Below are 26391 nucleotides of genomic sequence, written 5' to 3' on the forward strand. Positions count from 1 at the left end.
GTTTCGCGCTTTTTTTACTTATTATTTATTTAGATTTACTAAATAAGGTATAATAAAACCACGCAACTAAGCAGAAGAGGTGAGCAAATGGTTACCATCAAAGAGATTGCCCAGCGCTCTGGCTATTCGCCAGCCACGGTTTCGCGCCTGCTCAATAACGATCAGACGCTTTCGGTTACCCAAACGACGCGCAACAAGATTTTAAAGGTTGCCAACCAGCTGGGGTATTGGAAAGACCGCAAGAAACCAGCAGTTGCACCCACGATCGCGCTGCTGTTTCGGATGAACAACCAAGAACAGCTGCAGGACTCGTATTTTGCCAGTCTTAAGGATGCTCTGCTGAAAACGATTGAAGATGCCGGCATGCAAGTCAAGGTCTTTCAATATGCCGAGGAGCTGATTGATCAGGCAGAGGAATTTCAAGGCTTTTTATGCGTTGGTGACGATAACGTTGAGCTGAACGTTTTTAAGCGGTTGCATCGGCTGTTGCCAGCGGGGGTGTTTGTTGACACTGATCCATTGCCGCATCTGTTTGATTCAGTGCAGCCCAATCTGTCGATGACGGTGCGAGATGCCCTGGAACAGTTTGCTGATGCTGGCTACCAGCGGATTGCCTTTATTGGCGGTATTGGTCCGCAGATCGGGAAGCGGCCAAGACAAAGAGACTCACGGGAAACGGCCTTTAGAGTCGTGGCTGAGGAACTGGAATTCAAGCAGGCGGATGTTTTTTCCAGCGGCTCGTTCAGTGTTTTAAACGGTCGTCAGCTGGGAGAAGCAGCCATCAAGCAATACGGCGATCAGCTGCCGGAAGGCTTTTTGATTGCCTCGGATACCTTAAGCGTTGGGGTACTCCAGGCGTTTAACGATGCTGGGGTGATCGTGCCGCGTGATACCAGCATCATCAGCATTAACAACAGCGATATTGCCGAATACGTATCGCCGCCGCTTTCAACGTATAACATCAATCAAAAGGTGATTTCCCGCATGGCGCTGAATATTCTGCGGGATGCAATCGCTAATCCGGAGCGGCCGCACGTTCATGCATTGGTTGATACCAATTTAATTATGCGTGAAAGTTTTAAACTGAAATAAAATGAAAGATATATCTGTGATAATGGCTGGATTGAATAAATCATTTACTAAATATGGTAAATGATTTATTTTTTATGATAAATTATTTACTTTACTCGTTAAATGCGTACAATATTAGCTGTAAGCGATTTCAGATAAATGCATTTAGAACGAAACGATCGATTACGAGATGGATTTGAGTGAGGGTAAATTAAGGGAGGCATTATCGTGGATACTACCACCAAAACTGCAGCGCCACGGCAGCATTTAAGCAAGCAGCAGTGGATTTCTCGTTCGGCATTCTGTTTTGGGAATGTTGGCCACTCCGCTTTTTATGGCGTTATGAGCAATTATTTTATTATTTTTGTTACCAGCGGCATGTTTGCTGGATTAAGCAAATCAGTTGCCAACCGTTTAATCGGACTGATTACTGGCTTGATTGTTGGGGTACGGATTATTGAGCTGGTTATCGATCCGCTGCTGGGCAATATCGTCGACAATACGCACACGCGTTGGGGGAAGTTTAAGCCTTGGATCTTATGGGGCAATATCGTCAGCGGTGCCCTGCTTTTAGTCCTGTTTACTGGAATTTTTGGCTTGGCAAAGGTCAACTGGGTCCTGTTTGCGATTTTGTTTGTCGTGATCTTCATTACGTTTGATATTTTCTATTCTTTTTCTGATGTTTCCTATTGGGGCATGGTACCAGCGTTGAGTGAAGACTCGCATGAACGCAGCATCTATACCTCACTAGGGGCCTTTGCCGGTACGATTGGCTGGAACGGTTTGACGATTATCGTGGTTCCAATCGTTACAACGTTTACCTATCTGGCAACCGGCCATCGTACTGAGGGTCCAGCCGGTTGGTTTGCTTTTGCGGCAATCGTTACGCTGCTGGCGTTGCTGAGTGCCTTGGCGGTTTGTTTGGGAACTAAGGAAAACGACAACATCATTCGGCAGTCAGCCAAGCAAAAGACATCGATCAAGGACGTCTTTTCAGCAATTTTCCATAACGACCAGATCATGTGGCCGGCACTGGCATACCTGATGTATTCTTGTGCCTATGTTGTTACCAATGGGGTTTTGTTCTACCTGTACAAGTTTGTTATCGGCGATCCCGGTCATTTCTGGGTCGTTGGGGTAATTGCGACGATCGTTGGTTTCTTTGTCAGCCCATTGTTCCCGATTTTCAACAAATACGTACCACGGAAATGGCTGTTTACGATTGGTCAATGCTGTATGGTAGCGGCCTACTTGATTTTTATCTTTGGCCGCAGCAACATCTATGTAATGGATCTGGGGTTGGTTTTGTTCAACGTCAACTGTGCTCAGCTGGTAACGGTTTTGACGCTGACGGATGCGATTGAATATGGGCAGCTTAAGTCTGGTCAGAGAAACGAAGCCGTTGTTTTAGCAGTGCGGCCGATGATCGATAAGCTGACGGGTGCAATCTCAAATGGTTTGGTTGGCTGGATTGCCTTAGCCTGTGGCATGACCGGCAGTGCTACGGCAACTGACATGACTGCCAAGAGCATTCGTACGTTTGATGGCATGGCCTTTTACATTCCAATGGTTTTGGCGCTGCTGTCAATCGTCATTTTCTTAAGCAAGGTTACGCTGAGCGAAAAGAAGCATGCTCAAGTCGTTGAAGAATTAAAGAATGAATTGGCTGCCGGCAATGGTGCGGAAACGGTTGAGGATGTCTCTGCCGCTCAAACGACATTAACGCTTTTGGCTCCAGTCGATGGAAAAGTCGTTGATCTTGCTTCCGTAACCAATGAAGACGGCACAAAAGGATTCCCAGGCAAGGGCTTTGCGATTAAGCCAGCTGATGGTCGCATCTATGCACCATTTGACGGCACGATCAAATTTGCCTTCTCAACGCAGCATGCCTTTGAGATTGAATCAGCTGCCGGGATTGGCCTGGTAGTTCATGTTGGTATCGGTACGGTCAATATGCGTGGCGCCGGCTTTAATATTCATTTCCAAGAAGGACAGACCGTGCATGCCGGTGACCTGTTGATGGAATTCAACCGTGATCTGATTTTACAAAGCGGTTATGATGATATCGTTGTAGACTTTTTAACACAGCCGCAAAAAGTTCAGTTGCAAGAGCTTCGGCTTGGGGACAAGGTTGAGCATGGTCAGCCAATTGCCAAAGCAGAATATAAAAAATAAAGGCTTGGAGGGAGAAATATGAAGCAAGGACTGCCGACCGTTCTATATGGCGGCGACTATAATCCAGATCAATGGCCAGAAACAGATTGGGATGACGATATCAAGGTCTTTAAGCAGGCCGATATCAATTCGGCAACGATCAACGTCTTTTCATGGGCCCTTTTAGAACCGCGTGAAGGCGAATATGATTTTGAAAAACTGGATCATATCGTTGCAAAGCTGAGTCAAGCTGACTTTAAGATTGTTATGGCAACTTCCACGGCCGCGATGCCTGCCTGGATGTTTAAAAAATATCCGGATGTCGCCAGAGTTGATTATCAAGGGCGGCGGCACGTCTTTGGTCAACGACATAATTTCTGCCCGAGTTCACCCAACTATCGCCGATTAGCAGGTCGATTGGTTGATCAATTGGCCCGGCGCTATGCTGGCAATTCGCATATCGTTGCTTGGCATGTTAATAATGAGTATGGCGGCAACTGCTATTGTGAAAACTGTCGCCGGGCTTTTCAAGAATGGCTCAAGCAGCGCTATCAAACGCTGGATAATCTAAATCAGGCTTGGGACAACAATGTCTGGAGTCATACGATCTATGACTGGGATGAGATTCAAGTTCCCAACGAGCTGGGTGATGCCTGGGGAGCAGAAGGCACGCATACGATCGTGGCTGGGCTGTCGGTTGACTATCTGCGTTTTCAGTCGGATGCAATGCTTTCGTTATACAATCTTGAAAAACAGACGATTGAAAAATATGACAAGCAGACACCGATTCTGACCAATTTCCATGGCACGCCTAATAAGTGGATTGACTATCATGCCTGGGCCAAGGATCAAGATATCATTGCCTATGACAGCTACCCAGCCTATGACGATCCAGCCTATGTAGCCGCGTTTCGCTATGACTTAATGCGGGGACTGAAACACCAGCCGTTCATGCTGATGGAATCAACGCCTTCGCAGGTCAACTGGCAGCCATACAGTCCGTTGAAGCGCCCTAATCAAATGCGGGCCACGGAACTGCAGGCGGTGGCTCATGGCGCGAACACCGTTCAGTATTTTCAGTTGAAGCAGGCCGTAGGAGGATCCGAAAAATTTCATGGTGCCGTAATCAGTCATTCGCAGCAGACTGATACGCGCGCATTTCAAGAAGTAGCACGTCTGGGACACGATCTGAAAAAAACGGGCGCAGATTTTAAAGATGCCGCGACTCCAGCTAAGGCAGCCATTGTTTTTGACTGGAGCAACTTCTGGGCCTTTGAGTACGTGGCCGGGATTACGCAGGATCTGCAGTATGTGCCACTGATCTTGGACTACTACCGCCAGTTTTATCAGCACCAGATCCCAGTTGACGTGATTGGCGTTGACGATGACTTTTCACAATATGATCTGATCGTCGCGCCAGTATTGTACATGGTTAAAAAGGGACTGGGCGAAAAAATCAGTGCTTACGTGCAAAATGGCGGGCATCTGCTGACCACCTATGCATCGGGGATGGTTGATGAATCCGACAACGTCTACCTGGGCGGCTATCCAGGTCCTTTAAGCAGGGTATTGGGCATCTGGGTTGAAGAAACTGATGCGACGGTACCAGGACAAACCGTCAAAGTAGCTTTTGATCAGTCAGCGCAGCAATATGAAGGGCGGCTGTTGTGTGATCAGATTCATCTGACGGGATCAAAAACTCGGGCATTGGCTCATTATGCCAGTGAATTTTATGCCGGCACGCCAGCCGTAGTTGAAAACATATTTGGCAAGGGGCTGGCGTGGTACGTTGGCACGCGTTTAGATGATCAGGGACTTGGCAAAGTAATTGAGCGCGTCATTGATCAGACTGGGCTTGCCGGCCTAACCAGCCAAACAACCGATCTGGAAATCACGCGGCGTGTTAAGGATGGGCAGGAACTCTACTTTGTGCTTAATCTGCGCAATGAGTCGCGCCTGCTGCCAACCGATCTACAGCAGGCCGGCTTCGTGGATATCTTGACCGGAGCCGCTCCGAAAGCCAAACTGGAGCCATGGGACGTTGAGATTTTAAAACGTGGCCTGACTCAATAGACTTTCTCAAAATATTAAAACTCTCTTGATCGGCAGTCAGCCGGTCCAAAAAAGCACCGTCAGTTTTGACGGTGCTTTTTTGCTGAATCGATAACTAGACATTAACGATAAACGGCTTGATCATTTCCGGACCGAACTGGCGATTTTGCGTCAGCAGGATATTGGCGCAGGCTTGAGCATCATCAAGCGCGTTATGATGATGATGCAGCTGAATATTCAATGCATCGCAGATCGTATTGAGCTTGTGATTAGGCAGCTGCGGCCAGAACTGGCGACTGGTCTTTAACGTGTCCAATGATAAGAAATTGGGAACCGATAATTCATAATGAGTCAGCGTATTTTTGAGAACGCTGTTGTCAAAGGAGGCGTTATGGGCAATCACCAGCTTGTTGGCATCAAAAAATGGCTGAATATGCTCCCAGACTTCAGGAAAGACTGGGGCATTGGCAACGTCTTTTTCATGAATGCCATGGATCTGAACGTTGCGCCAGAAAAAAGGCGTCTGTGGATTGATCAAGGTGTAGAACTCATCAACGATTTGATTTTGCCGAACGACGACCAAAGAAAGCGAGCAGGCCGACCAGCGTTTGCCACTGGCAGTTTCAAAGTCCATCGCAACAAAGTTCATGTTAATTTCCTCCTATAACTGAATGTCTAATTCGACGGGACAGTGATCACTGCCAAGAATCTGATCATGAATCTTGGCATCAACCAGCTGTGAGTCAAGATCGGCTGAGGCAACGAAATAATCAATCCGCCAGCCAGCATTGCGCTGCCGAGCGTGGAAACGATAGCTCCACCAAGAATAGCTGTGCTCTTGGTCAGGATAAAAATAACGGAACGTATCAGTAAACCCGCTTTTTAGCAGCTTAGAGAAGTCAAAGCGCTCTTCATCGGTAAATCCCGGATGATGATGATTGCTCTGCGGATTTTTCAAGTCGATTTCTTGGTGAGCCACGTTGAGATCGCCACACCAAACGATGCTTTTTTGCTGACTAAGCTGATTAACGTATTCATAAAAAGCCTCATTAAAGCCATGTCGAAAATCCAAGCGCTTCAGTTCAGCACCGGAGTTGGGCACATAGGTATTGATCAGATAGAAATCAGGATACTCTAAAGTGATGACACGGCCTTCATGATCAAACTCCGGTACATTGATGCCATATTGAACGCTAAGCGGTGGCTGTTTGGCAAAGATGGCCGTACCCGAATAGCCTTTCTTTTCGGCATAGTTCCAGTATTGATGATAGTCGGGCAAATCAAGATCCAATTGGCCGGGCGCTAGTTTGGTTTCTTGGATGCAGAAAAAATCCGCGTCCATTTCATTGAAAATCTGTAAAAAGCCATGCTTGATTGCGGCCCTTAATCCATTGACGTTCCAAGAAATAAATTTGGTCATTGCAGTCAACCTCGCAAATAAATTATCTGGTACTATTGTAGAGGTTCGGATCGTCAATTTCCAAAAGAATGCTACAATAAGAAAAGATTGACGAATTTTTGTTGAGAAAGCGAGAGAACGAATTTATGGCAAATAATCTGATGCAAGAATTTCCTGATATTCAAATCTTAAAGGACGAGCCACTTTCAAAGTATACCAATACTAAAACTGGCGGTCCGGCAGACTGGTTGGCATTCCCTAAAGACGTTGCGGAAGTTCAAAAGCTGGTTCAGTTTGCTGATGCCAATGCCATGCCACTGACGGTAATCGGCAACGCCAGCAATCTGATCGTGCGTGATGGCGGTATTGAAGGTCTGACCATGATCCTGACTCAGATGAATGGGATTCAAGTTGAAGGCAACCGCGTCATTGCTCAGGCTGGGGCCTCATACATTGAAACAACCAAGGCAGCTCGCGATCATTCGCTTACTGGCCTTGAGTTTGCTGCTGGCATTCCCGGCAGCGTTGGCGGCGCAATTTTTATGAATGCCGGTGCCTATGGCGGTGAAACTAAAAACGTTGCCAGTGAAGTCACTGCAATGCTGCCAGATGGAACGATCAAGCATTATGACAATGAAGAGCTTGATTTTGGCTATCGGCACAGCGCGGTTCAGGATAATCACGGCATCGTTCTGGAAGCCGTGTTTGATCTGAAGCCAGGTGATCAAGCTGAGATTACCGCATTGATGGATGATCTTAACGCCCGGCGAGCCGCTAAGCAGCCGTTGGAACTGCCATCTTGCGGTTCAGTCTTTAAGCGTCCAGAAGGCTACTTTGCCGGCAAGCTGATCCATGATGCCGGTCTGCAGGGATATACCTCAGGCGGCGCGCAGGTTTCAACCAAGCATGCCGGTTTTATCGTTAATGTTGACCATGGTACGGCAACGGATTATCTAAACGTAATTCATCATGTTCAAGCAACCGTTAAAGAAAAATTCGGCGTCAGCTTGGAAACTGAGGTCCGTATTATCGGCCGGGAAACTGAATAAAAGTTTCATGAATTTAACTGGGATTGTCACTGACGATCCTGGTTTTTATTTTGGTATAAAAAATCCTCGTCTCAGTTAGCGACGAGAATCCTCAATTACATCAAATCGGCCTGTTTGATCAAGCGTAAACACCAGTAAAGCAGCAGCTGCAATATGGTCATGATCAAGATGAATTCAAGCATTGGCCAGCTCCAGATGCTTAAAAGCTGATTAAAAAACCATGATGGCGTTATAAAAAGATAGATTGAATGCAGACGCAAAAAACGGCCAATATAGATGCCAATACCGGCTAGAAAAGAGAAGCAGCCAACCCAGATTAAATGACTATGGGAAAATTTAGGCGTCAGCATCTTTTCTAACAGTCGACTGAGGCGGGCCATCTCAATCGTGCCAAAAATTGCACAGCTGAATGCCGACAGAACCATCAGCGCAAAAATCAGCCACATCTTAGGATCAGTACGCAGGATGCCAGTAGTACTGGTATGGGGATGCAGCCATGAAAGATGGAAGAGATCAGTCATGACGTAGGGAGCATTGGGATAAAAAATCAGCCATAAAAACAGCAGCGACCAAAAAGCCAATGAGCGTCGATCGGCAAAATGCTGGACCCAAAAACTAAACTCGATTGGCAGATAGGCTAGAAAAACATTCAGAACCATAAAATTAAACGGCGACTTTAACAGCAGCTGCAGCGTCGCCAGCAGAATCAAAAAATAAAGTCTTAATTTCCATTGATAAGACAGTTTAGGCAAAAAACCACCTCTTTAAAAAACTTATGCCTAGCATAACAGACAATCGGCTTGACTGGTTAAATAACGAACATTTTTAATGATATAATCATATTTAAGAATTTTATTTTAAGGCAGAAGGGAGAGATATATATTGCAGTTTCTTGCATCACTCCTCAACTGGCATAATCTGGTCAATCTAATTGACATTTTAGTCATCTGGTTTTTGATCTATGAGTTGTTGATGCTGGTTCGCGGGACTAAGGCCGTGCAGCTGTTCAAAGGGATTCTGATTATCATCCTGGTTAAGCTGATCAGTTGGTATATCGGACTCAGCACGGTTTCTTGGGTGATGGATCAGGTCATCAACTGGGGGGTCATCGCCATTGTTGTGATTTTTCAGCCAGAGATTCGGCGGGGGCTGGAGCATTTAGGCCGTGGCGCGCTGTTTGCCCGGACGCCTAAAGCCAACGAAGAAGAAGAGGACTTGATTCGGCAATTGGACCAGGCGATTCAATATCTTTCTAAACGACGGATTGGGGCCTTGATCTGTATTGAGATGGAAACCGGCCTGGAAGAATATATTGAAACGGGGATACCATTGGATGCCGAAGTTACTGGTGCCCTTTTGATCAATACGTTTATTCCAAATACGCCGCTACATGATGGAGCCGTGATCATCAAAAATAATCGCATCGCTGTCGCTGCTGCTTATCTGCCGCTTTCTGACTCGAAGCTGATTCCTAAAGATCTTGGCACGCGGCACCGCGCGGCAGTCGGGATCAGCGAGGTTACCGATGCGCTGACGATTGTAGTCTCAGAAGAAACGGGTGAAGTCTCGATCACCAAAAACAACGAGCTAATGCGTGGCATGTCACGCAAAGACTATCTGAAGTTTTTGCGAGCGCAGCTTTATACTGAAACTCCTCAGCATCCAAGTCCCGAGAATTTTCTTACCAATTTAATGCGGCGTTTTCGTAAGCAGGGAGGCGATCAGCATGAAAAATGACAAGATGGGCCTGTTCGACCATGTCTGGGTGTTGCGAATCGTTTCCTTGGTATTGGCAATCCTATTGTTTATATACGTTACTGGCAGCAAAAGCAGCGATACGCGTCAGTCATCACAAAACGGTCAAAATACTGCGCTGATGGCCAATAAGACACAGACGCTCAAAATACCGCTAGAGGTTGAGTCGAATTCGGAAAAATACGTTGTCACCGGCTTTCCGCAATACGTCAAAATTAAGATTACCGGACCCTCTGCCTTGGTAACGACCACGGCTAATACGCAAAATTTTAAGGTCTATGCGGATCTGACCAAGCTGGGAACCGGCAAGCATGAGGTGCGTCTGAAGGCATCGGGATTGAATAAGGAATTGAGTTATACGATCACGCCGGCCAAGATCAAGGTCAACATTCAATCGCGCAATACCGCGACGGTGCCGGTAGAAGTGCGCTTAAGCTCTAAAACCTTAAATGGCAGCTATCAGATTGGAACACCCAAAGCCGCATTGGAAAAGGTCCAGATTACCGGGGCCAAAAGTGAGGTTCAACAGGTTGCCAAAGTAATTGCTTATGTCAACGTGCCTAAAAACGCGCAAAGTACGCTGCATCGGACGGTAACGCTGCAGGCAATCAATGAAAGCGGTCAGACAATGAACGTGGTGATCATGCCAAATACGGTCTCCGTAACCGTACCAATCAGTCAGACTGACAGCGGCGACAAGAATTCCAGTTCATCTTCGACGACCAGCTCGGCGATAACGCAGTCCAATTCTGACAGTTCAGCGGAGTCTGCGAGCGCTTCTTCAGCCAAGCACAGTTCAGCCAGCTCGGCATCTGGCGGTCAGTCAAATAATTCGTCGGTTTCGGCAAGCGAAAATGATACAAAGTAGTATAATCAAACATAGTGAATTTTAACGGAGCTTTTTAGCCCAGAAACGAGGAGAAACATGAAGTTAAAATATTTTGGAACTGATGGCGTTCGTGGCGTGGCCAATCGCGACCTGAGTCCAGAACTGGCTTTTAAGGTTGGCCGTGCCGGGGGCTATGTCTTGACTCGGCACTCAGAACGCAAGCAGCCCCAAGTCTTGGTTTCCCGTGATACGCGAATTTCCGGTCAAATGCTGGAAAATGCCTTAGTTGCTGGTCTGCTTTCGGTCGGCATCGAGGTACTGCGCTTAGGCGTCGTCACTACGCCTGGCGTTGCCTACCTGGTTAGGGCGCAGGGAGCCGATGCTGGTGTAATGATCACGGCCAGTCATAATCCAATCCAATATAATGGAATCAAGTATTTTGGCAGCGATGGCTTCAAGCTTTCCGATGAGCTGGAATATGAGATCGAACAGCTGTTGGATGCCGAAACGGATACTTTGCCACGGCCATCTGATGCTGGTTTGGGAACGGTTGAGGACTACCACGAAGGCGCGCTCAAATACACGTCATTTTTGGAACAGACGATTTCAACGGATCTGTCTGGCCTAAAGGTAGTTGTTGATGCTGCCAATGGTGCTACCAGCGGCTTTGTCTCCAATCTGTTGGCAGACTTAAATGTTGATTTTACGCCAATTCATGCCAATCCTAATGGTCTCAACACCAACCTTGACTGTGGGTCAACGCATCCGGAAAGTCTGCAGGAAGCCGTAGTTGCCAACCATGCCGATCTAGGTCTGGCATTTGATGGTGATGGCGATCGCTGCATTGCCGTTGACAACGAGGGTAATCTGGTTGACGGCGACAAGATCATGTACATCTGCGGCAAGTACCTGAATGAAAACGGCCGCTTGAAAAAAGATACGATCGTTACCACGGTGATGAGCAACCTGGGAATGTACAAGGCAATGGAGACTCATGGCATGAAGAGCGTGCAGACCAAGGTTGGCGATCGTTATGTCGTTGAAGAAATGCTGAAGTCAGGCTACAATCTGGGCGGCGAGCAGTCAGGCCACATTATCTTCCTTGACCACAATACGACTGGTGATGGGATGCTGACGGCACTGCAGCTGCTGCAGGTCGTTAAATCCAGTGGCAAGAGCCTTAAGGAACTGGCATCTGATGTCAAGACCTATCCACAAGAGCTGGTCAATATCACCGTGGCTGACAAGCAAGCTGCAATGGACAATCCAGCTTTGAAGGCCGTCATTGCCGATGTTGAAAAAGAAATGAACGGTGATGGGCGCGTCTTGGTTCGTCCTTCTGGTACTGAACCGCTTTTGCGAATCATGGCTGAAGCGCCAACCAAAGAACTGGTCCATGCCTATGTTGAAAAAATCGCGGAAGTTGCCCGCCGCGAGCTTGAAGTTAAATAATCTTAGATAATATTTAGGCTGGCAGCGAGTGGCTGAATCGTTGCCGTGACGCCTTTAAAACTATTAAAAAATTGCCGACTCTATACCAATCGAGGTTAATCGATTGACATTGGGGCCGGCAATTATTAATATACAATAGTGTTATTAAATAATAGCTTGATTTTAAAGTTATCTATACCAATTTTATTGAAGGATGGGAAATATTATGTGTGGAATTGTTGGTGTTACAGGAAACGATCGCAGCGTTTCCATTTTGATCGACGGGTTGAAGCGTCTGGAATACCGCGGTTACGACTCCGCCGGCATCTACGTCAACGACGAAAAAGGACATGACTACCTGGTTAAGCGTTCCGGCCGCATCAGCAACCTGGAAGCTGCCTTAACGCCAGAAGTTAAAGGGTTGGCTGGGATTGGCCACACGCGCTGGGCGACGCACGGTGTTCCAAATGAAACCAACGCGCACCCGCACTACTCCAATGATGAACGATTCTACCTGGTTCACAACGGGGTCATTGAAAACTATCAGCAGCTGAAAGAAGAATATCTTAAGGGTGTTGAATTCAAGAGTCAAACCGACACGGAAGTTATCGTTCAGTTGGTTGACAAGTTCGTAGTTGACTACAAGATGGATACCAAGGACGCGCTGCTTAAGGTTCTGCGCTTGATCAGTCCTGATTCTTCATATGCCTTTGCCTTGATGGATCGCGAGCAGCCAGATACGCTGTTTGTGGCTAAGAATAAGAGCCCATTGCTGGTTGGTTTGTGCCAAGGCTATAACATGGTAGGTTCTGATGCCATGTCGATGATTGATGAAACCAACGAATTTATGGAAATCAACGACCATGAGTTGGTAATCGTCAAGCCAGACAATGTAACGATTGAAGAATTCGATGGCACGGAAAAGAAGCGCGATTCCTTTAAGGTTGACATGGATCCAAGCGCTGCCGACAAGGGTACCTACCCATTCTATATGCTAAAGGAAATTGATGAGCAGCCTGCCGTAATGCGCAAGCTCGTTCAGGAATACTTTGACAGTGACGATCAGCCGCAGATCAGCGAAAAGCTTTTGCAGGCAATGGCTGAATCCGATCACATCTACATCATTGGTGCCGGGACCAGCTATCATGCCGGTCTGATTGGGGCCCGGATGTTTGAGAAGCTTTGTGGCGTGCCAACTACGGTTCATATCTCATCAGAATTTGCCTATGAGCAGCCGCTGCTTAGTCAAAAGCCGTTCTTCCTGTTCCTGTCGCAGAGTGGTGAAACGGCAGACAGTCGCGAAGTACTGGTACACGTCAATGAGCACAACTGGCCAAGCCTGACGATTACTAATGTTGATAAGTCAACGCTTTCTCGTGAGGCTACCTTTACCCTGCTGCTGTACGCTGGCCCAGAGATTGCCGTTGCCTCCACTAAGGCCTACACGGCTCAGATCGCGGTTGAAGCTATTTTAGCCAAGGCATTGGGTGAATACCTGAGTCGCGATGCTGCTCAAAACTTCGACTTAAAGCACCAGCTGGGAACGATTGCCAACGGGATGCAGTCAATTACCGACTCAAAAGAAGACATTGAAGCACTGGCCTCTCGCTACCTCTCTAAGCCACGCAACGCCTTTTACATTGGCCGGGGCATTGACTGGTCGGTTTCTTTGGAGGCAGCCTTGAAGCTTAAGGAAATCTCCTATGTTCAAGCGGAAGGTTTTGCATCCGGTGAGCTTAAGCATGGTACGATCGCGCTGATTGAAAACCAAACGCCGGTAATTGCTATTATTACTCAGGATCGGACAGCGGGCCTTACGCGCAGCAATCTGGAAGAAACGCAGTCACGGGGTGCTGCTGTCTTAACGATTGTTTCACGTCATCTGGCACATGAAGACGACAATATCATCATTCCAGACGTTGACGAACTGCTGACGCCGCTTTTGAGTGTCGTTCCTGCACAGCTGCTTGCCTACTACACGAGTCTGGGCAAGGGCTTGGACGTTGACAAGCCGCGTAACCTGGCTAAGTCGGTTACGGTACAGTAATTATAAAAAGAAGAAGCGGTTGGCCGTTTCTTCTTTTTATTTTATGTTAACAGCTGAAAAAATCTGAATAACTATTGACAGCGCTTACAAAGTTTTGTAATATATAGTCACAAGGTATTAAGTATTTACCTTCTAATCAATTCTCTTTCTCTCTTATGCCAATCATCGTCGGTCCACGGCGATGATTTTTGTTTTCTGATACAATAGATGCGAAAGGGGATTTATTTAATGGAAGAACAGCATGAAGTCTTTACCCTAATAGAAGAAATTACGCGTAATGATGGCACCAAATATTATGAAATCGGCAATATGGTGCATAACGGCCGTGCCGAGCTGGCTGCTGAGCGTGGCTATATTAAGGAAGTTCGTATTTTAAAGCTGAATATCCCACATTCACAAAACGTGATCAATTATGAGCATTTCATCAACACGCACTATCAGATGCAAGATGAGTCGATGGATCACTGGGAGGAATGGAAACGAACCCCAGAAGCCGATCAGCTGGTCAAGGCGATTCTGCGTGAAAACCGAGTCGGCTGATTAAGTAATTCTGATATTTCTAATAACGGTCGGGGCAGAAAAAGGCTGTCACGACCGTTGTTTTATAAAAAAATCATTTTAATGGGACTTGTTGGTCAACTGTGATTATAATAAAAGTTGTTATTTTTTTATTTGGGGGGAAATCTATGCGGTCCAAGCAATACGTGACAGGAATTGATGGCGTCCGAACGTTGGCCGTGCTTGGCGTGATCATCTATCACCTGTTGCCGACAACGTTGCCAGGCGGTTATTTGGGCGTGCCGCTGTTCTTATTGATCTCTGGGTATTTCGTTACCTTACAGCTGGTGCGGCAAATGGATCAGACGGGCGGTATTCAGCTGACGAAGTTTTACCTTAAGCGTCTGCGGCGGCTGTATCCGGTGCTGATCGTTATGCTGACGATCACGACGGCCTATATTACATTGTTTGCTCGCGATCTGCTGCATAATATCAAAAGTACCATCGCTACTAATCTGCTATGGGTCTACAACTGGTGGGAAATCGGCCATGGCCAGTCTTATTTTGATCGTTTCAATGGCGAGTCGCCGTTTACGCATTTGTGGACGTTAGGCGTTGAAGCCCAGTTTTACTTCTTGTGGCCACTGATTTTGTTCATGCTGTTTTTGATTTTGCGCAAACGTTCCAAAATCAAGTGGACCGTCTTTATCCTGGCGGTTGCTTCAGCAGTTGAAATGGCGCTGCTGTTTGATCCGCAAAATATCAACCGAGTCTACTATGGAACCGATACCCGAGCCTTTTCGCTGCTTTTGGGTTCCTGGCTGGCCTTATGCTGGCCGATTGATCGCCTTAACGCCAGCTTGACGGCACATGCTGCCAGAATCTTGGATGGAGTCGGGATTGGGGCACTGCTGATCACGCTGCTGGGCTTTTTTACGCTGCCAGGCCAAAGCAGCTGGACCTATCGCGGCGGCATGTTTTTTTACAGCCTGATCGGAATGATTTTGATTGCGACGGTAGTTCATCCAGGCAGTCATATGAATCGCTGGCTGACCAACCCTTTCTTTACCTGGATCGGTCAGCGCTCATACGGCATTTACGTCTACCAGCTGCCGGTTATGGTCTTTTATGAACGAGTCGTTGAGATTGGCCGGCACCCAGTAATCAATGCTTTGGTTGAATGTCTGTTGATTTTAGCGATCAGCGAGTTCTCCTATCGATTGGTTGAACAGCCGCTTGCTCATTATCAGTGGCGGTATCTGCCGGCCAGCATTCGTCATTGGATCGACTTTAAAATGCATGATTGGCACCAATGGCTGAAAGTTGGCCCAGTCGTCATCATCTGCTTTATCGCGCTGTGCGGTCTGATGCTGCCAAGCAAGCCGGCTAAAAAAAGTGCGGTTCAGACCCGCATTGAAAAGAGTCGCCAGGCCACGGCTGCTAAAAACAAGCAGATTGCAAAGGGAAAGACGGCTAAAGTTAACGTCAACAGCAAGTCGCTGCAGAAAAAATATGGTCTGACCTCGAACCAGCTTAAGGCAGCCTCAGAGCTAAAAGTCACGGCAATCGGTGATTCGGTAATGGCCGATGCATCTCAGGATATTCAAGAAATCATGCCGCATGCTTATGTTGATGCTGAAGTCGGGCGTCAGGGGAGCGCTACGCCAGCCGTTATTAAAGATCTTAAAGCCAAGGGGCAGCTGCAAAAAAACGTGATTTTAAATCTTGGAACCAACGGCGCGATGGATTCGCAGACGATTAATGATATCTTAACGGCAATCGGCAAGGATCATCAGGTTTATTGGATCACGCCGCACGTGCCAACGCGTGACTGGGAACAGACGGTTTGCGATCAGATCAAGCAGGCCGCCAAGCAAAATGCCAATGTACACGTGATTGACTGGAATCAGGCTGCCAATGGTCATGCCGAGTGGTTTGCGCAGGACAAGGTTCATATGAATGAGCAGGGGAATGCGTACTTTACGCGGCTGATTGTTAAAACGATCTTGAAAAACAAATAGAAAAGAGAAACGCTTATGATTAAAATGATTGCATTAGATATGGATAACACGCTGCTCAACAGCCAAAAAGAGATCAGTCCCCGAAACGAGGCGGTCTTGAAACGGCTGCATGAACAAGGCATCAAAATCGTGCTCTGTACGGGTCGGCCAATCAACGCAATCTGGCCTTATATTGAACAATTAGGTCTGACTACGGCTGACGACTACACGATTACTTTTAATGGCGGGCTGGTCGTCAATAATCAAACGCGGGCTGCTTTGTCAGAACATGGGATCTCAAAAGACAAGCTGCAGGCAGTCTTTGATTTTGCCAAGCAGCACGATTTTTCGCTAGATGTCTTAGACTTCGATCGCGTCTATGAAATCATGGACATGCCGCGTTCCATCTATAAAACGATTTTAAAAAACATTGAATTTAAAGACGCACACTTCAATGACTTACCGGGTGGCGACCATGTCTATGCCAAGGCGATTATGGCGATTCCGGCTGCAAAGATGAGTCAAGAGGTTCTGCCAGCCGTTCCTGATGAATTACGGCAGCGGGTCAATGTTGTCCAATCGCAGCCAATGGTATTGGAATTTTTACCAAACGGGGTCAACAAGAGCGTGGGTCTGCAGGCACTGTTGGAGCACTATGGCTGGGATTTTGCCAACCTGATGACGTTTGGCGATGCCGATAATGATTATGAGATGATTCGCGATGCTGGCGATGGCGTAGTAATGGCAAATGGTTTGGATAGCGTCAAAAAAGCTGCCGATCATCTGACCAAATCTAATAATGAGGATGGCGTTGCCGTTTACCTGGAGAATTTTTTTGCAACATTAATGTAATATAAGGCGTAATTCAGTCTTAAAATCTGGTCGTAAAAAGCCGCTGAAATCATAAAAATGGTTTTTGTGTGACTTTTTACGATTTTTTTTGCAACATTTCAAACGTCAATATAAAAAAGTTAGCCAAACCGAAAAATATTGATCTAACAACATTTATAATCAAAAGGCCGTTTGGGTGATTATGATTTTATTACAGAATATTACAAAATAGCCATAAAAAACTCTTAAAACGCAATTGCCTTGTTATCAATTAGTAATATTAAGCGTGTATGATAAGGGACGTTGATAAGGAAATGATAAAACGAATTGATAATTGATAAAGGATGGTTTTGATTTTTATGAAGAAGAACTTTAAGAAGATTACCGCTGCTTTGGGTGCCGTTGCCTTTGGCGTTGCTGCTACGGCTACGGTTGCCAACGCTGACACGCTGTACACGGTTCAATCCGGCGACACGCTGTCCAGCATTTCTCAAAAGTTCGCTAATGACAACAGCTTGGTTCAAACGCTGGCTCAGCAAAACAACATTCAAGACATCAACAAGATCTACGTTGGTCAACAATTGGTTGTTAAGACTGATGGCCAGGCAACTGATGTTCAAACGACTGCTCAGCCAGCCGCTCAAGCAACTACGCAATCAGCTGCTGCTCAAACTTCACAAACCACTTCCAACTACACTTCCACGGCTTACGGCTCTGAAGCAGATGCCAAGGCTTGGATCGCCGCTCATGAATCTGGCAACAACTATGGCGCCCGCAATGGTCAATACATCGGTAAGTACCAATTGAGCGCGGCCTACCTGAATGGCGACTACTCACCTGCCAACCAAGAACGCGTTGCTGATCAGTATGTTGCTGGTCGTTACGGTTCTTGGACGAATGCTAAGCAGCACTGGCTGAGCAATGGCTGGTACTAAAATCAGACTTTAATAATTCGAAGCATCGTTTTACCGAAACGGTGCTTTTTATTTTAAAATAATTTATAAATTTTTTTTAAAAAAGTTATTGATTGTTAAATTTTTCGGTGAAATCAGATTATCACTGTTTTTTTCTGCTAAATTGAATTAGTCAGGCTAAACGTGGCAATTATTTATGTGACTGCCAAATCAATGACGGGAAGGATCGCGTTATTGATTGAGAATCGCCAAAAGTTGATTTTGCAGGGTTCTTAATTATTGATGCGAACGGAAGAATGGAAGAAAAAACACAACCAGCCAAAACGCCCAAAAAGAAGAAATGGCGTTGGCTTAAATGGCTGCTGGCGCTGATCGTAATCGCTTTGGCAGCAGGTGGCGGCTATGAGTACTATCAAGTTCATCAGGCAGCCTCAAAAGTATTCAGCAACAGCGAAAAAGTCGATAAGAAACTGCGGCAGGGCAAGCCGATCACGATTCTAACGCTGGGGCTCGATTCTGGTGCTTTAGGGCGCAAGAATTGGGGAGCCGGCAACACAGACTCGATTGAAGTCATTACCGTCAATCCTAAAAAGAAAACAGTACGGATGACTGCTATTTCCCGTGACATTCCAATCAAGGTCAAAGTCAAGGGCGGCTATACCTACGTTAAGCTGAACGCGGCCTACTCGCTGGGCGGCGTCAAGGAAACGAAGAAACAGGTTGAGGATCTGCTTGGTATTAAGATCGACTACTACGCGTCCGTCAATATGGGCGTCTTGGAAAAAGTCGTGGATGCAGTTGGCGGAGTAACGGTCAACAACTCGTTTGCCTTTACCTATGAAGGACACCACTTTAAAAAGGGCAAGCAGCATTTAAACGGCAGTCAAGCGCTTAAATATTCCCGGATGCGCTATGATGATCCAAGAGGCGATTATGGCCGTCAATACCGTCAACAGCAGATTTTAGAGGCCGTTATCAACAAGTTTAAGGAAAATGGCTCGATCACGGTTGCCAACAAGCTTTTGCAGGCGGCTGGCGATGGCGTGCGGACTGATTTGCCGGTTAAAGCCGTTACGACGCTTTATACCAAATACAGTCCGGCACTGAGCAACGTCAAGATCGATCATCTGCAGGGAATCAGTGCCACGATTGATGGCGTATCCTTCCAGGCAGTCACGCCAACTGAGATCAACCGGGTCTCCAAGGCAATTCGCAAATCGATCGGCGAAAAGCCAAAACATGTTACCAACACGGAAACCAGGCTTTACAACTATGCCGTTCAAAATGGCTATGATGGAATCAACAATCTTGAGTTCACGCTGCCAAACGGTGCCGAATATAATACGGTTGTGAGCAATTAAAAAAGAGCTGAGGAATTCCTCAGCTCTTTTTTGGCATTTAGAAGAATAATTTGCTCATAACAGCCACGAAGGTCAATAATACCACCGAGCCTAAAATGGCAGCCAGCAGCGCGTTGCGGCCGCGCGTCAGCAAGACCTTAAAGTTAACGCTCATACCAAGGGCAGCCATTGCCATTCCCAAGACCAGGTAGGCCAGCTTAACCAGACCAGCAATAACTGCAACGCCTAATGGCATAAAGGTTCCAATCACGCTGGCCAGAATAAAGCCGACCATAAACCAAGGAATCGGGACGCGTTTTTGGTCGTTCGTTAAAACGATTGAGCCATCTTTAATCCCTTGTTTTTGGTACCACCAGCCAATAATCATCGCAGCCGGTGCCAGCATCAGGACTCGTGAAAGCTTGGTAATGATCGCAGTGTCCAAACTGACCGGACCACCAGCACTGCCGGCAGCTACGGCATGGGCGATCTCATGCAGCGAGCCGCCCGTCATAACGCCAAACTGAACGGCAGACATGTGTAAAAGCGGCTTGATGCCAATTTCCAAAAGCGTGAATAAAGTTCCCAGAATCGCAACGATAGCAACGGCAACGACCTTGTTTTCACGCTGACGCTCAGCTTCGGTTTCGCTGGCGGCATTGTCAAATTGTGATGAGATTCCCATTACGGCTGCCGCACCGCAGATCCCAGTTCCGCTGGCGACCAGAATTGCCAGGTGACGATCAACACCGAAGCGCCGCGCCAAGGAATAAACCAGCAGAATCGTCCCCGAAACGATCACGACTGCCAGCAGGATCGTTTTGATGCCGGCTTGTGCCAAGGCAATCAGATTCAGCTTAAATCCTAAAAGAATAATGCCCAGCCGTAAAAATTTATTGGAGATCAAACCGATTCCAGGCTGACTGTAAGCAACGGCGGGCTGAGCAAACTGCATCAGCATCCCTAGAATCAAGGCAATTACCAAAGCACCAATTACGGACAGGTAAGGCAGACCGCCTAAAAAAGAGCCTGCCAGAGAGCACAGCAGCGTAAGCAAAAATGCTACGACAAACTGCCGTGAGAATAATGTTTTAATCATATCCAAACCCCTTTCTCTTAACTCGGATTGATGATGATTTAAGCCTATCATGTTATATTAATAAATAAAAATTAGTATTTTTTAGATATTCAAAGTTTTACTTATTAAAAATTGAGGTGACGCTTATGCAACCAGATCCGCTGCTCGATCATCGCAGCGAAACGTTGCTGGCCGTTTCAAAAACGGGATCGCTGACGGCAGCCGCCAAATTGCTGTTTGTTACGCAGCCGGCCGTTTCACAGCAGCTGAACGCCTGGGAAAAAGAGCTGGGATTCAAGCTGCTTGATCATCAGGGAAAGAAAGTAGCCTTGACTCCTGGTGCCAAGCGCTTGGTTGATTATTTGACGTTTCTAAGGAATGAGAACCAAAAAATGCTGGCGAAGCTGAAAAAGGAAACCGCACCGTTAAGACTGGGGTCAACACTTTCAATTGGCAGTTTTCTACTGCCCCAGGTGCTGGCTAAAATGATCGAGCAGGACTGGCCAGTTACGACACAGATTGGCAATACGCAGACACTGCTCAGCCAGATTCAAAGAGGAGAACTGGATGCGGCACTAGTTGAGGGAGATTTTGATCATCGGCATTTTGTCTGGGAAACCATTGGCCAGGAAAAATTTGCCCTGTTTGGCAGCCGCCAGCTTAAGGCAGCGGTCAATCTAGAAAATTTGTTTGACTATCCGCTTTTAGTTCGCGAACCGGGATCCGGGACACGACAGATTCTGGAAAAATGGCTGCAGGGGCATGGCAGTTCCTTGACAGATTTTAAACAGGTAATCGAGATTGGCAGTCCCAATGCCATTATTGAGCTACTTAAAGACGGCGTGGGCATCAGCTTTATGTACCAGGCGCTGGTTGAAGACGAACTGGCAGCCGGACAGCTTTTTGAATGGAAGTTGAACGGACTGGCAATTGAGCACGCGCTTTATCTGGTAACGGCGCAAAACAGCTTCTTTAAAAATCGGCGCCACCAGCTGGCACGGATCTGTTGGTGGACGGATTGAATCTGGATGACGGGCAAAAATCAGCAGGTGATTTTGACTGAGATGCTGTTATGATTAAGCTTTCTTAAGCAATATTCGCAATTACTTCACAAATCTGCCACAGCTTAATTGCATTTAATCGGTAAGATAATGACAATCAAATTAATCAAGCAACGGTGATTGATTTGATGATCCCCTACTTTTTCTCAAAAATACTCCCAATTATTGAATAAAGCACTAACAAAGCCGCTCAGTTCCCCCAAGCTGAGCGGCTTTATTTTGCGTCTGGACGGCAAAGGTTTATACTAGGAAATGCGCTAGAACAAGAACCTTGACCAAATCAAAAAATGGGAGCGAATATTTTGGACAAGCGAGTATATATTGATAATGCCGGCACCACGCCAATGGCTCCAGAGGTCGTTGCTGAAATGACCGATAAGATGAGCAATGTCTTTGGCAATGCCTCAACGACCAACTATTATGGCCGGATTGCCAAACAGGTATTGGAAGACAGCCGTCATGTGATGGCCAAGTCAATCAACGCTGCTTATGATGATGAGATCGTGATTACCAGTGGTGGAACGGAAAGTGACAATACCGCCATCAAGCAGACGGCATTGGCCCGCGCCAGTGAAGGACGCCATATCATTACGACGCGGTTTGAGCACGAGGCGATTCTACGGCCTTTAGAAGATCTGGAACGGCAAGGGTATGAGGTTACCTACCTTGATGTTGATGAGAACGGTCAGATTGATCTGGCAGAGCTGAAACGGGCGCTTCGTCCTGATACGATTCTGGTCTCGATCATGACGGTCAATAATGAAGTCGGCAGTCATCTGCCAATTCATGAAATCGGTGAGATCGTGGCACCAACCAATGCCTGGTTCCACACAGATGCGGTTCAGGCTTATGGAACCGTGCCAATCGACGTCCAAAAAGACAAGATTGATCTGCTCTCGGTTTCTGGTCATAAGCTGAACGGTCCTAAGATGATTGGCTTTTTATATCGACGGCGGGGCATTAATTTCCCATCGTTCGTCCGTGGTGGCGACCAAGAGCTTAAACGGCGGGCAGGGACTGAAAACGTACCGGCAGCGGCTGGTTTTGCCAAAGCAATTGAGCTGCACCTGGCTGATTTAGAAAAGCAGGCCGCGCGCTATCTGGATTTGAAAAAGCATCTGGTTGATGGACTAGAAGCCAATGGAATCGACTTTGCGGTCAATGGTCGCTTAAACGAGGGAATGGCGCCGCAAGTCATCAGTATCTGGTTTAAAGGTGTCCCCAACGATGCTCTTTTGACGAATCTGGATCTGGATGGCATTGTCGGCGCGGCGGGATCGGCCTGCACGTCTGGCTCGTTGGACCCTTCGCATGTCTTGGTAGCCATGTATGGTCAAGACAGTCCTCGTGTCTGGGAGACGTTAAGATTTAGTTTTGGTATCTACAATACGATTGAAGATGTTGATTGCCTGTTGGCTGCGTTGATTAAATACGTGCCACGGCTTAAAGACAATGGCGATCGGGGACAGCGTTAAGCTGACACTATGTTAAGATAATTAACGTTATGTTCATTAAGAAAATAATATGAGTTGTGAATGGAGTCGCTTGCAACGGCTCTTTTTTTGTAGCTTTAACATAAACCAACTTAATAATAGACAAACTATAAAAAACGTCTTGCATAATCGCTTTGATTTGATATTATAAATGCATTAAGAAATCTCATTTTATTTTAAGAAAGGAGCTTGATAGCAATGGCACCATCAGCAATTGTCCTAACCATTATTATCCTAGTCCTGGTCATTATTATCGTGCGGGCCGTGCGATCAAGAATCCCAGCTTTTTAGCATTGAGATTTCTGTCCACGACGCGCGCCTAAAACCGAAAACGCGGTAGTGGACAAGCATGAATTTAGATCCTCGCTTGACATCCACTGCTTGTTGAATCGGCAGTGGATGTTTTTATTAAAAATAGATGAGAAGAAAGAGGTAATGCATATGGAGCAAGCAGCCAATACCAAACAAGCGAACTTTAGCATGAGTGCTCGTGAAAGGGCCGTACACAAAACAACCGTTAAGGAATACGCCTACAATATTTCTGCCGCGGTTGCCAACGCCATTCTGGTCACACTGGGGATGGGACTGTTGATGCAGACGATTGCCGGTTTTGTTCACTTCCAGCCGCTGTATATGGCCGGAACGCTGGCACAGGATCTTTTAGCCCCAGCCCTGGGAATTGCCGTGGCCGTCGAATTAAGAACGACGACGCTGGTAATGTTCAGCTCAATGATTGCAGCGACGGTTGGTTCCAACGCGGTGCACTTTGTTACGGCGACCAAAGGGGTTGCAGCTGTAACGGCAACGGGTCAGACCGCCGTTCAAGCTGCGGGGACTGGTGTTTTTAGCACGGGACAGCCGGTTTCGGCCGTCTGTGCAGCATTGATTGCGGCACTGCTGGGCAAGTACCTTTCTGGTAAGACGCCTTTGGATATGGTATTGGTTCCATTTGCGGCAACCATGGTCGGGACGCTGGCTGGTCTGGGCCTGGCTGCGGTTGTAACGCCAGCTTTGATTGCCGTCAGTGGATTTATTGCCAAGTCGATGGCAGTCAACCCAGTGCTTGGTTCGGTCTGCATCTCGGTAGTCTGGGCCTTGTTCTTAATGACGCCGGCTTCTTCAGCGGCATTGGCGGTAGCACTGATGCTGGATCCGGTCTCTTCAGCAGCGGCTGCTATTGGCACGACGGCTCAATTCGTTGGCTTTACGGCAATGTCTTGGAAGCAGAACACGGTTGGTGCCAATATTGCTCAATTTGTAGTTACGCCTAAGCTGCAGTTTCCTAATTTGATTGTTAATCCACTGCAGCTGATTCCACCGGTTGTTGCCGCCGCGGTCTGTGCTCCATTGGCAACGGTTCTGTTTAATTTCCGTGCCACTTACACGGTTGGCGGCTTGGGCCTTAACTCGTTTATCGCGCCGATCTACTTCTGGGGGCAGAGTACTGGCTCATTTGTAACCTACGTTGTCTGCGGAATGGCACTGCCAGCATTGATCTCAGTCGTTGGCTTCCAGATCATGAAAAAGATGAAGCTGGTACGAGATGGCGAGATGCATTTGACGGTTCTTTAAGCTTTAATTAATTGTAATAACTCCTCGTCTGGAAAGCAGGGCGAGGAGTTATTTTTTGTTTAAATATGATAAAAATAACATATGAGATTGTGAACAAAGATTGACAAAATCAATGATAAAACGCTTGAAATTAACTAAATCAATTGTGAAAGCGGTATCTTCGAAAAATGACAAAAAATTTTTAAAAAAATATTTTAAAAATTAAATATGCATAAATTCCGATTTAATCAAGGTTTAAACGACATTTATGGGTTAAAAACGAATTTATTCATTTTTCAAACATTTTTGATCATAAACGTGATCGGTTGTCAAGGGTAGTGGGGTGGATTTAAAAGTTGCTTGTGTTAGAATAAGCCTTGCAAATAAGTTGAAGAAGGGAAGTTTTACTATGTTTGTTGCTGTTGCTGCTCTCAACCAGGCCGCTCTTTTCGGCGCATTAATTGTTTTTGCCGTCATGGGTCTAGGCAGTTTGTTTGTCGTATTAAAGGATGTGCAGGATAACCTGCCGCAAACGGCCCCCTGGGTAGCAACGACAATCAACATCAGCTGCCTTTTCGTTGAATGCGTGGGCATCGTAATTGCCATTTCCGTTTTGGTATTAGGTGCTCGCTTGGTATTTTAGCCAAACCTGATTAATTGCCGCTGGGATGAAGAATCCCAGTGGCTTTTTTATTGGCCGCGCAGGTTCTTGAAACAGCGGCTGATTGTGCTTGTCGAATTGAATTTGTTTTTGATGCGGACTTGATGGATAATGTAGTTAACCGAAAACGCTTTCTTAAGTCTGTTAATGGGAGGAAAGAATATGAAACGGAAATTCAATCTAATGGCCAGTGCAGTGGTTTTAGCCATGCTGCTAACTGGATGCGGTTCTACAACGACATCGAGTCAAAAGGCTTCATCCAGTTCCAGCAGTACTAAGACGGCCAAGCAGCATTCGTCGGCCAAAAAGACAAGCAAAAAAGCCCAGTCGACAGCAGCTGGCCAATCATCACAAGCCGCGCAATCATCAGCCAGTCAATCAAGTACCAGTAATGGCTCAACATCGTCAGTTGCCAGCTCTTCATCAGCTGCGGCAAAATCAACGACAGATAATTCAGCTGCCGGTCAAACCAAGACCAGTGCAGTCAATCCAGCCGGCAGCGATGCACAGCGTCTGGCAGCTTTTAATCAATCGATCCGCGCGCAGCTGGGGAACGTTCTTTTGCCTACCACGCCAGGACTTGCTACGACTAATGGTCATCTAAACGTTCGCTATTCTGGAAATGCCAATAGCTACACGATCTATTACAGTGTCGGCTACACGGCCAAGCGCTTGAATGATCCAACTTTAAGCTCACAGACGCCTTACCTGATCTTAAGTAAAAAGACTTATGCCAGCAAGGCTGCGGCTGCCCAGGCAATCAGACACTATGATGACAGCAGCACTGCTGGCCTGCCAACCGTTGATCTTGGTCATGGCTTAACGGGGACGATTGACGCGGGGGCTGGTCAGCGCTATCTGACGTGGAAAGAAGGACATTGGCAGCTGACGGTTCATGCCGCAGCAGTGAATGGTGAAGATCCAGTGCCGACTGCACGCCATATTGTTGAATTATTGGAACAATTTTATCTGCCAGCACCAGACGATCGTGGGACGGGGACTTTTGAGGTCAGCGTAGGCGATGGTCAGCGGCCTCAGGTTTTGACCTGGATGCGTGGCAACGTGGTTTATACAATGGAAGCCCACAGCATCGACACCTTGGTTCAAATGGCGGCCAGTCTTAAGTAGTGTCTCTAGATAATAAAAATCGCACTGTCCAGTGGCAGTGCGATTTTTA

22 protein-coding genes are annotated in these 26391 nt (G+C 46.9%); 18 read left to right on the forward strand and 4 right to left on the reverse strand.

Going from position 1 to position 26391, the window contains the following annotated elements:
• Positions 1-42: 42 nt before the first annotated feature.
• From H0G69_RS01715 to H0G69_RS01725, 3 genes are all read left to right on the forward strand, one after another.
• Positions 43-1092, forward strand: coding sequence for a LacI family DNA-binding transcriptional regulator (locus H0G69_RS01715; RefSeq protein ID WP_270361801.1), 1050 nt, complete (start codon positions 43-45; stop codon positions 1090-1092).
• Positions 1093-1356: 264 nt separating this feature from the next.
• The gene (locus H0G69_RS01720; RefSeq protein ID WP_416338238.1) at positions 1357-3246 is read left to right on the forward strand and encodes a sugar MFS transporter; all 1890 of its coding nucleotides are present in this window, start codon (positions 1357-1359) and stop codon (positions 3244-3246) included.
• A gap of 18 nt (positions 3247-3264) precedes the next feature.
• Positions 3265-5298 (forward strand): beta-galactosidase, encoded by a 2034-nt coding sequence (locus tag H0G69_RS01725; RefSeq protein ID WP_180305037.1) that lies wholly within the window; start codon positions 3265-3267, stop codon positions 5296-5298.
• A 94-nt stretch (positions 5299-5392) separates the two neighbouring features.
• Here H0G69_RS01725 and H0G69_RS01730 read toward each other — a convergent pair whose 3' ends face one another.
• Entirely contained in the window at positions 5393-5926 is a 534-nt protein-coding gene (locus H0G69_RS01730) for a 3'-5' exonuclease (protein ID WP_006500378.1), read from the reverse strand.
• A gap of 12 nt (positions 5927-5938) precedes the next feature.
• A complete protein-coding gene (locus H0G69_RS01735; RefSeq protein WP_180305038.1) occupies positions 5939-6697 on the reverse strand; it encodes an exodeoxyribonuclease III in 759 nt (252 codons plus the stop codon).
• A 125-nt stretch (positions 6698-6822) separates the two neighbouring features.
• Between H0G69_RS01735 and murB the strand changes: the two genes are divergently transcribed.
• Positions 6823-7725: a UDP-N-acetylmuramate dehydrogenase gene (gene murB / locus H0G69_RS01740; protein ID WP_006500376.1), complete on the forward strand. Its 903-nt coding sequence runs from the start codon at positions 6823-6825 to the stop codon at positions 7723-7725.
• A gap of 95 nt (positions 7726-7820) precedes the next feature.
• Here murB and H0G69_RS01745 read toward each other — a convergent pair whose 3' ends face one another.
• Complete coding sequence (locus H0G69_RS01745) at positions 7821-8477, reverse strand: DUF1361 domain-containing protein (protein WP_240164360.1); 657 nt, start codon at positions 8475-8477, stop codon at positions 7821-7823.
• Between the two features lie 130 nt (positions 8478-8607).
• On the opposite strand from H0G69_RS01745, the gene cdaA reads away from it, so the two are divergent.
• The 9 genes from cdaA to H0G69_RS01790 all read left to right on the forward strand — a co-directional run bounded on the left by cdaA (position 8608) and on the right by H0G69_RS01790 (position 19391).
• Positions 8608-9462 carry a diadenylate cyclase CdaA gene (gene cdaA / locus H0G69_RS01750; RefSeq protein ID WP_033934349.1) on the forward strand — a complete coding sequence of 285 codons (855 nt, stop codon included), beginning with the start codon at positions 8608-8610 and terminating at the stop codon, positions 9460-9462.
• Positions 9452-10348, forward strand: coding sequence for a CdaR family protein (locus tag H0G69_RS01755; protein ID WP_180305039.1), 897 nt, complete (start codon positions 9452-9454; stop codon positions 10346-10348). Before cdaA ends, H0G69_RS01755 begins: the two co-directional genes overlap by 11 nt.
• A 57-nt stretch (positions 10349-10405) precedes the next feature.
• Complete coding sequence (glmM, locus tag H0G69_RS01760; RefSeq protein ID WP_180305040.1) at positions 10406-11761, forward strand: phosphoglucosamine mutase; 1356 nt, start codon at positions 10406-10408, stop codon at positions 11759-11761.
• Positions 11762-11966: 205 nt separating this feature from the next.
• The gene (gene glmS, locus H0G69_RS01765) at positions 11967-13787 is read left to right on the forward strand and encodes a glutamine--fructose-6-phosphate transaminase (isomerizing) (RefSeq protein WP_048345442.1); all 1821 of its coding nucleotides are present in this window, start codon (positions 11967-11969) and stop codon (positions 13785-13787) included.
• A 228-nt stretch (positions 13788-14015) separates the two neighbouring features.
• Positions 14016-14327, forward strand: a complete 312-nt coding sequence (locus H0G69_RS01770; RefSeq protein WP_006500368.1) for a hypothetical protein — start codon at positions 14016-14018, stop codon at positions 14325-14327.
• A 146-nt stretch (positions 14328-14473) separates the two neighbouring features.
• Complete coding sequence (locus H0G69_RS01775) at positions 14474-16306, forward strand: acyltransferase family protein (RefSeq protein WP_180305041.1); 1833 nt, start codon at positions 14474-14476, stop codon at positions 16304-16306.
• A 15-nt stretch (positions 16307-16321) separates the two neighbouring features.
• Positions 16322-17137, forward strand: coding sequence for a Cof-type HAD-IIB family hydrolase (locus H0G69_RS01780; protein WP_033934354.1), 816 nt, complete (start codon positions 16322-16324; stop codon positions 17135-17137).
• A gap of 338 nt (positions 17138-17475) precedes the next feature.
• Positions 17476-18051 carry an aggregation-promoting factor gene (gene apf / locus H0G69_RS01785; RefSeq protein WP_370760761.1) on the forward strand — a complete coding sequence of 192 codons (576 nt, stop codon included), beginning with the start codon at positions 17476-17478 and terminating at the stop codon, positions 18049-18051.
• A 275-nt stretch (positions 18052-18326) separates the two neighbouring features.
• On the forward strand, positions 18327-19391 hold the full coding sequence (locus H0G69_RS01790; protein WP_006500364.1) for an LCP family protein: 1065 nt from the start codon (positions 18327-18329) through the stop codon (positions 19389-19391).
• Between the two features lie 37 nt (positions 19392-19428).
• On the opposite strand, the gene H0G69_RS01795 is transcribed toward H0G69_RS01790, so the two are convergent.
• On the reverse strand, positions 19429-20469 hold the full coding sequence (locus H0G69_RS01795) for a YeiH family protein (RefSeq protein WP_180305042.1): 1041 nt from the start codon (positions 20467-20469) through the stop codon (positions 19429-19431).
• A gap of 125 nt (positions 20470-20594) precedes the next feature.
• Here H0G69_RS01795 and H0G69_RS01800 point away from each other — a divergent pair, with 125 nt between their 5' ends.
• The 5 genes from H0G69_RS01800 (at position 20595) to H0G69_RS01820 (ending at position 26342) form a co-directional block, all read left to right on the forward strand.
• On the forward strand, positions 20595-21470 hold the full coding sequence (locus H0G69_RS01800; RefSeq protein ID WP_180305043.1) for a LysR family transcriptional regulator: 876 nt from the start codon (positions 20595-20597) through the stop codon (positions 21468-21470).
• A 326-nt stretch (positions 21471-21796) separates the two neighbouring features.
• Complete coding sequence (locus H0G69_RS01805; RefSeq protein ID WP_034541275.1) at positions 21797-22984, forward strand: cysteine desulfurase family protein; 1188 nt, start codon at positions 21797-21799, stop codon at positions 22982-22984.
• A 459-nt stretch (positions 22985-23443) separates the two neighbouring features.
• On the forward strand, positions 23444-24574 hold the full coding sequence (locus H0G69_RS01810; RefSeq protein ID WP_412176171.1) for a PTS sugar transporter subunit IIC: 1131 nt from the start codon (positions 23444-23446) through the stop codon (positions 24572-24574).
• Between the two features lie 388 nt (positions 24575-24962).
• Entirely contained in the window at positions 24963-25196 is a 234-nt protein-coding gene (locus H0G69_RS01815) for a hypothetical protein (RefSeq protein ID WP_006500359.1), read from the forward strand.
• Positions 25197-25376: 180 nt separating this feature from the next.
• The gene (locus H0G69_RS01820) at positions 25377-26342 is read left to right on the forward strand and encodes a hypothetical protein (protein WP_240164361.1); all 966 of its coding nucleotides are present in this window, start codon (positions 25377-25379) and stop codon (positions 26340-26342) included.
• Positions 26343-26391 lie beyond the last annotated feature (49 nt).

The sequence above is a fragment of the Limosilactobacillus mucosae genome, assembly GCF_013423865.1.
In the GTDB taxonomy this organism is placed as follows: Bacteria; Bacillota; Bacilli; order Lactobacillales; family Lactobacillaceae; genus Limosilactobacillus; species Limosilactobacillus mucosae.

What these genes read in the sequence shown, in the direction of transcription:
- H0G69_RS01735 (WP_180305038.1), bottom strand. Translation starts at nt 6,697, where the DNA reads ATGACCAAATTTATTTCTTGGAACGTCAATGGATTAAGGGCCGCAATC.
- glmS (WP_048345442.1), top strand. Translation starts at nt 11,967, where the DNA reads ATGTGTGGAATTGTTGGTGTTACAGGAAACGATCGCAGCGTTTCCATT.
- H0G69_RS01755 (WP_180305039.1), top strand. Translation starts at nt 9,452, where the DNA reads ATGAAAAATGACAAGATGGGCCTGTTCGACCATGTCTGGGTGTTGCGA.
- H0G69_RS01730 (WP_006500378.1), bottom strand. Translation starts at nt 5,926, where the DNA reads ATGAACTTTGTTGCGATGGACTTTGAAACTGCCAGTGGCAAACGCTGG.
- glmM (WP_180305040.1), top strand. Translation starts at nt 10,406, where the DNA reads ATGAAGTTAAAATATTTTGGAACTGATGGCGTTCGTGGCGTGGCCAAT.
- murB (WP_006500376.1), top strand. Translation starts at nt 6,823, where the DNA reads ATGGCAAATAATCTGATGCAAGAATTTCCTGATATTCAAATCTTAAAG.
- H0G69_RS01770 (WP_006500368.1), top strand. Translation starts at nt 14,016, where the DNA reads ATGGAAGAACAGCATGAAGTCTTTACCCTAATAGAAGAAATTACGCGT.
- H0G69_RS01815 (WP_006500359.1), top strand. Translation starts at nt 24,963, where the DNA reads ATGTTTGTTGCTGTTGCTGCTCTCAACCAGGCCGCTCTTTTCGGCGCA.
- H0G69_RS01820 (WP_240164361.1), top strand. Translation starts at nt 25,377, where the DNA reads ATGAAACGGAAATTCAATCTAATGGCCAGTGCAGTGGTTTTAGCCATG.
- apf (WP_370760761.1), top strand. Translation starts at nt 17,476, where the DNA reads ATGAAGAAGAACTTTAAGAAGATTACCGCTGCTTTGGGTGCCGTTGCC.
- H0G69_RS01725 (WP_180305037.1), top strand. Translation starts at nt 3,265, where the DNA reads ATGAAGCAAGGACTGCCGACCGTTCTATATGGCGGCGACTATAATCCA.
- H0G69_RS01800 (WP_180305043.1), top strand. Translation starts at nt 20,595, where the DNA reads ATGCAACCAGATCCGCTGCTCGATCATCGCAGCGAAACGTTGCTGGCC.
- H0G69_RS01805 (WP_034541275.1), top strand. Translation starts at nt 21,797, where the DNA reads ATGGGAGCGAATATTTTGGACAAGCGAGTATATATTGATAATGCCGGC.
- H0G69_RS01810 (WP_412176171.1), top strand. Translation starts at nt 23,444, where the DNA reads ATGGAGCAAGCAGCCAATACCAAACAAGCGAACTTTAGCATGAGTGCT.
- H0G69_RS01780 (WP_033934354.1), top strand. Translation starts at nt 16,322, where the DNA reads ATGATTAAAATGATTGCATTAGATATGGATAACACGCTGCTCAACAGC.
- H0G69_RS01790 (WP_006500364.1), top strand. Translation starts at nt 18,327, where the DNA reads ATGGAAGAAAAAACACAACCAGCCAAAACGCCCAAAAAGAAGAAATGG.
- H0G69_RS01775 (WP_180305041.1), top strand. Translation starts at nt 14,474, where the DNA reads ATGCGGTCCAAGCAATACGTGACAGGAATTGATGGCGTCCGAACGTTG.
- H0G69_RS01795 (WP_180305042.1), bottom strand. Translation starts at nt 20,469, where the DNA reads ATGATTAAAACATTATTCTCACGGCAGTTTGTCGTAGCATTTTTGCTT.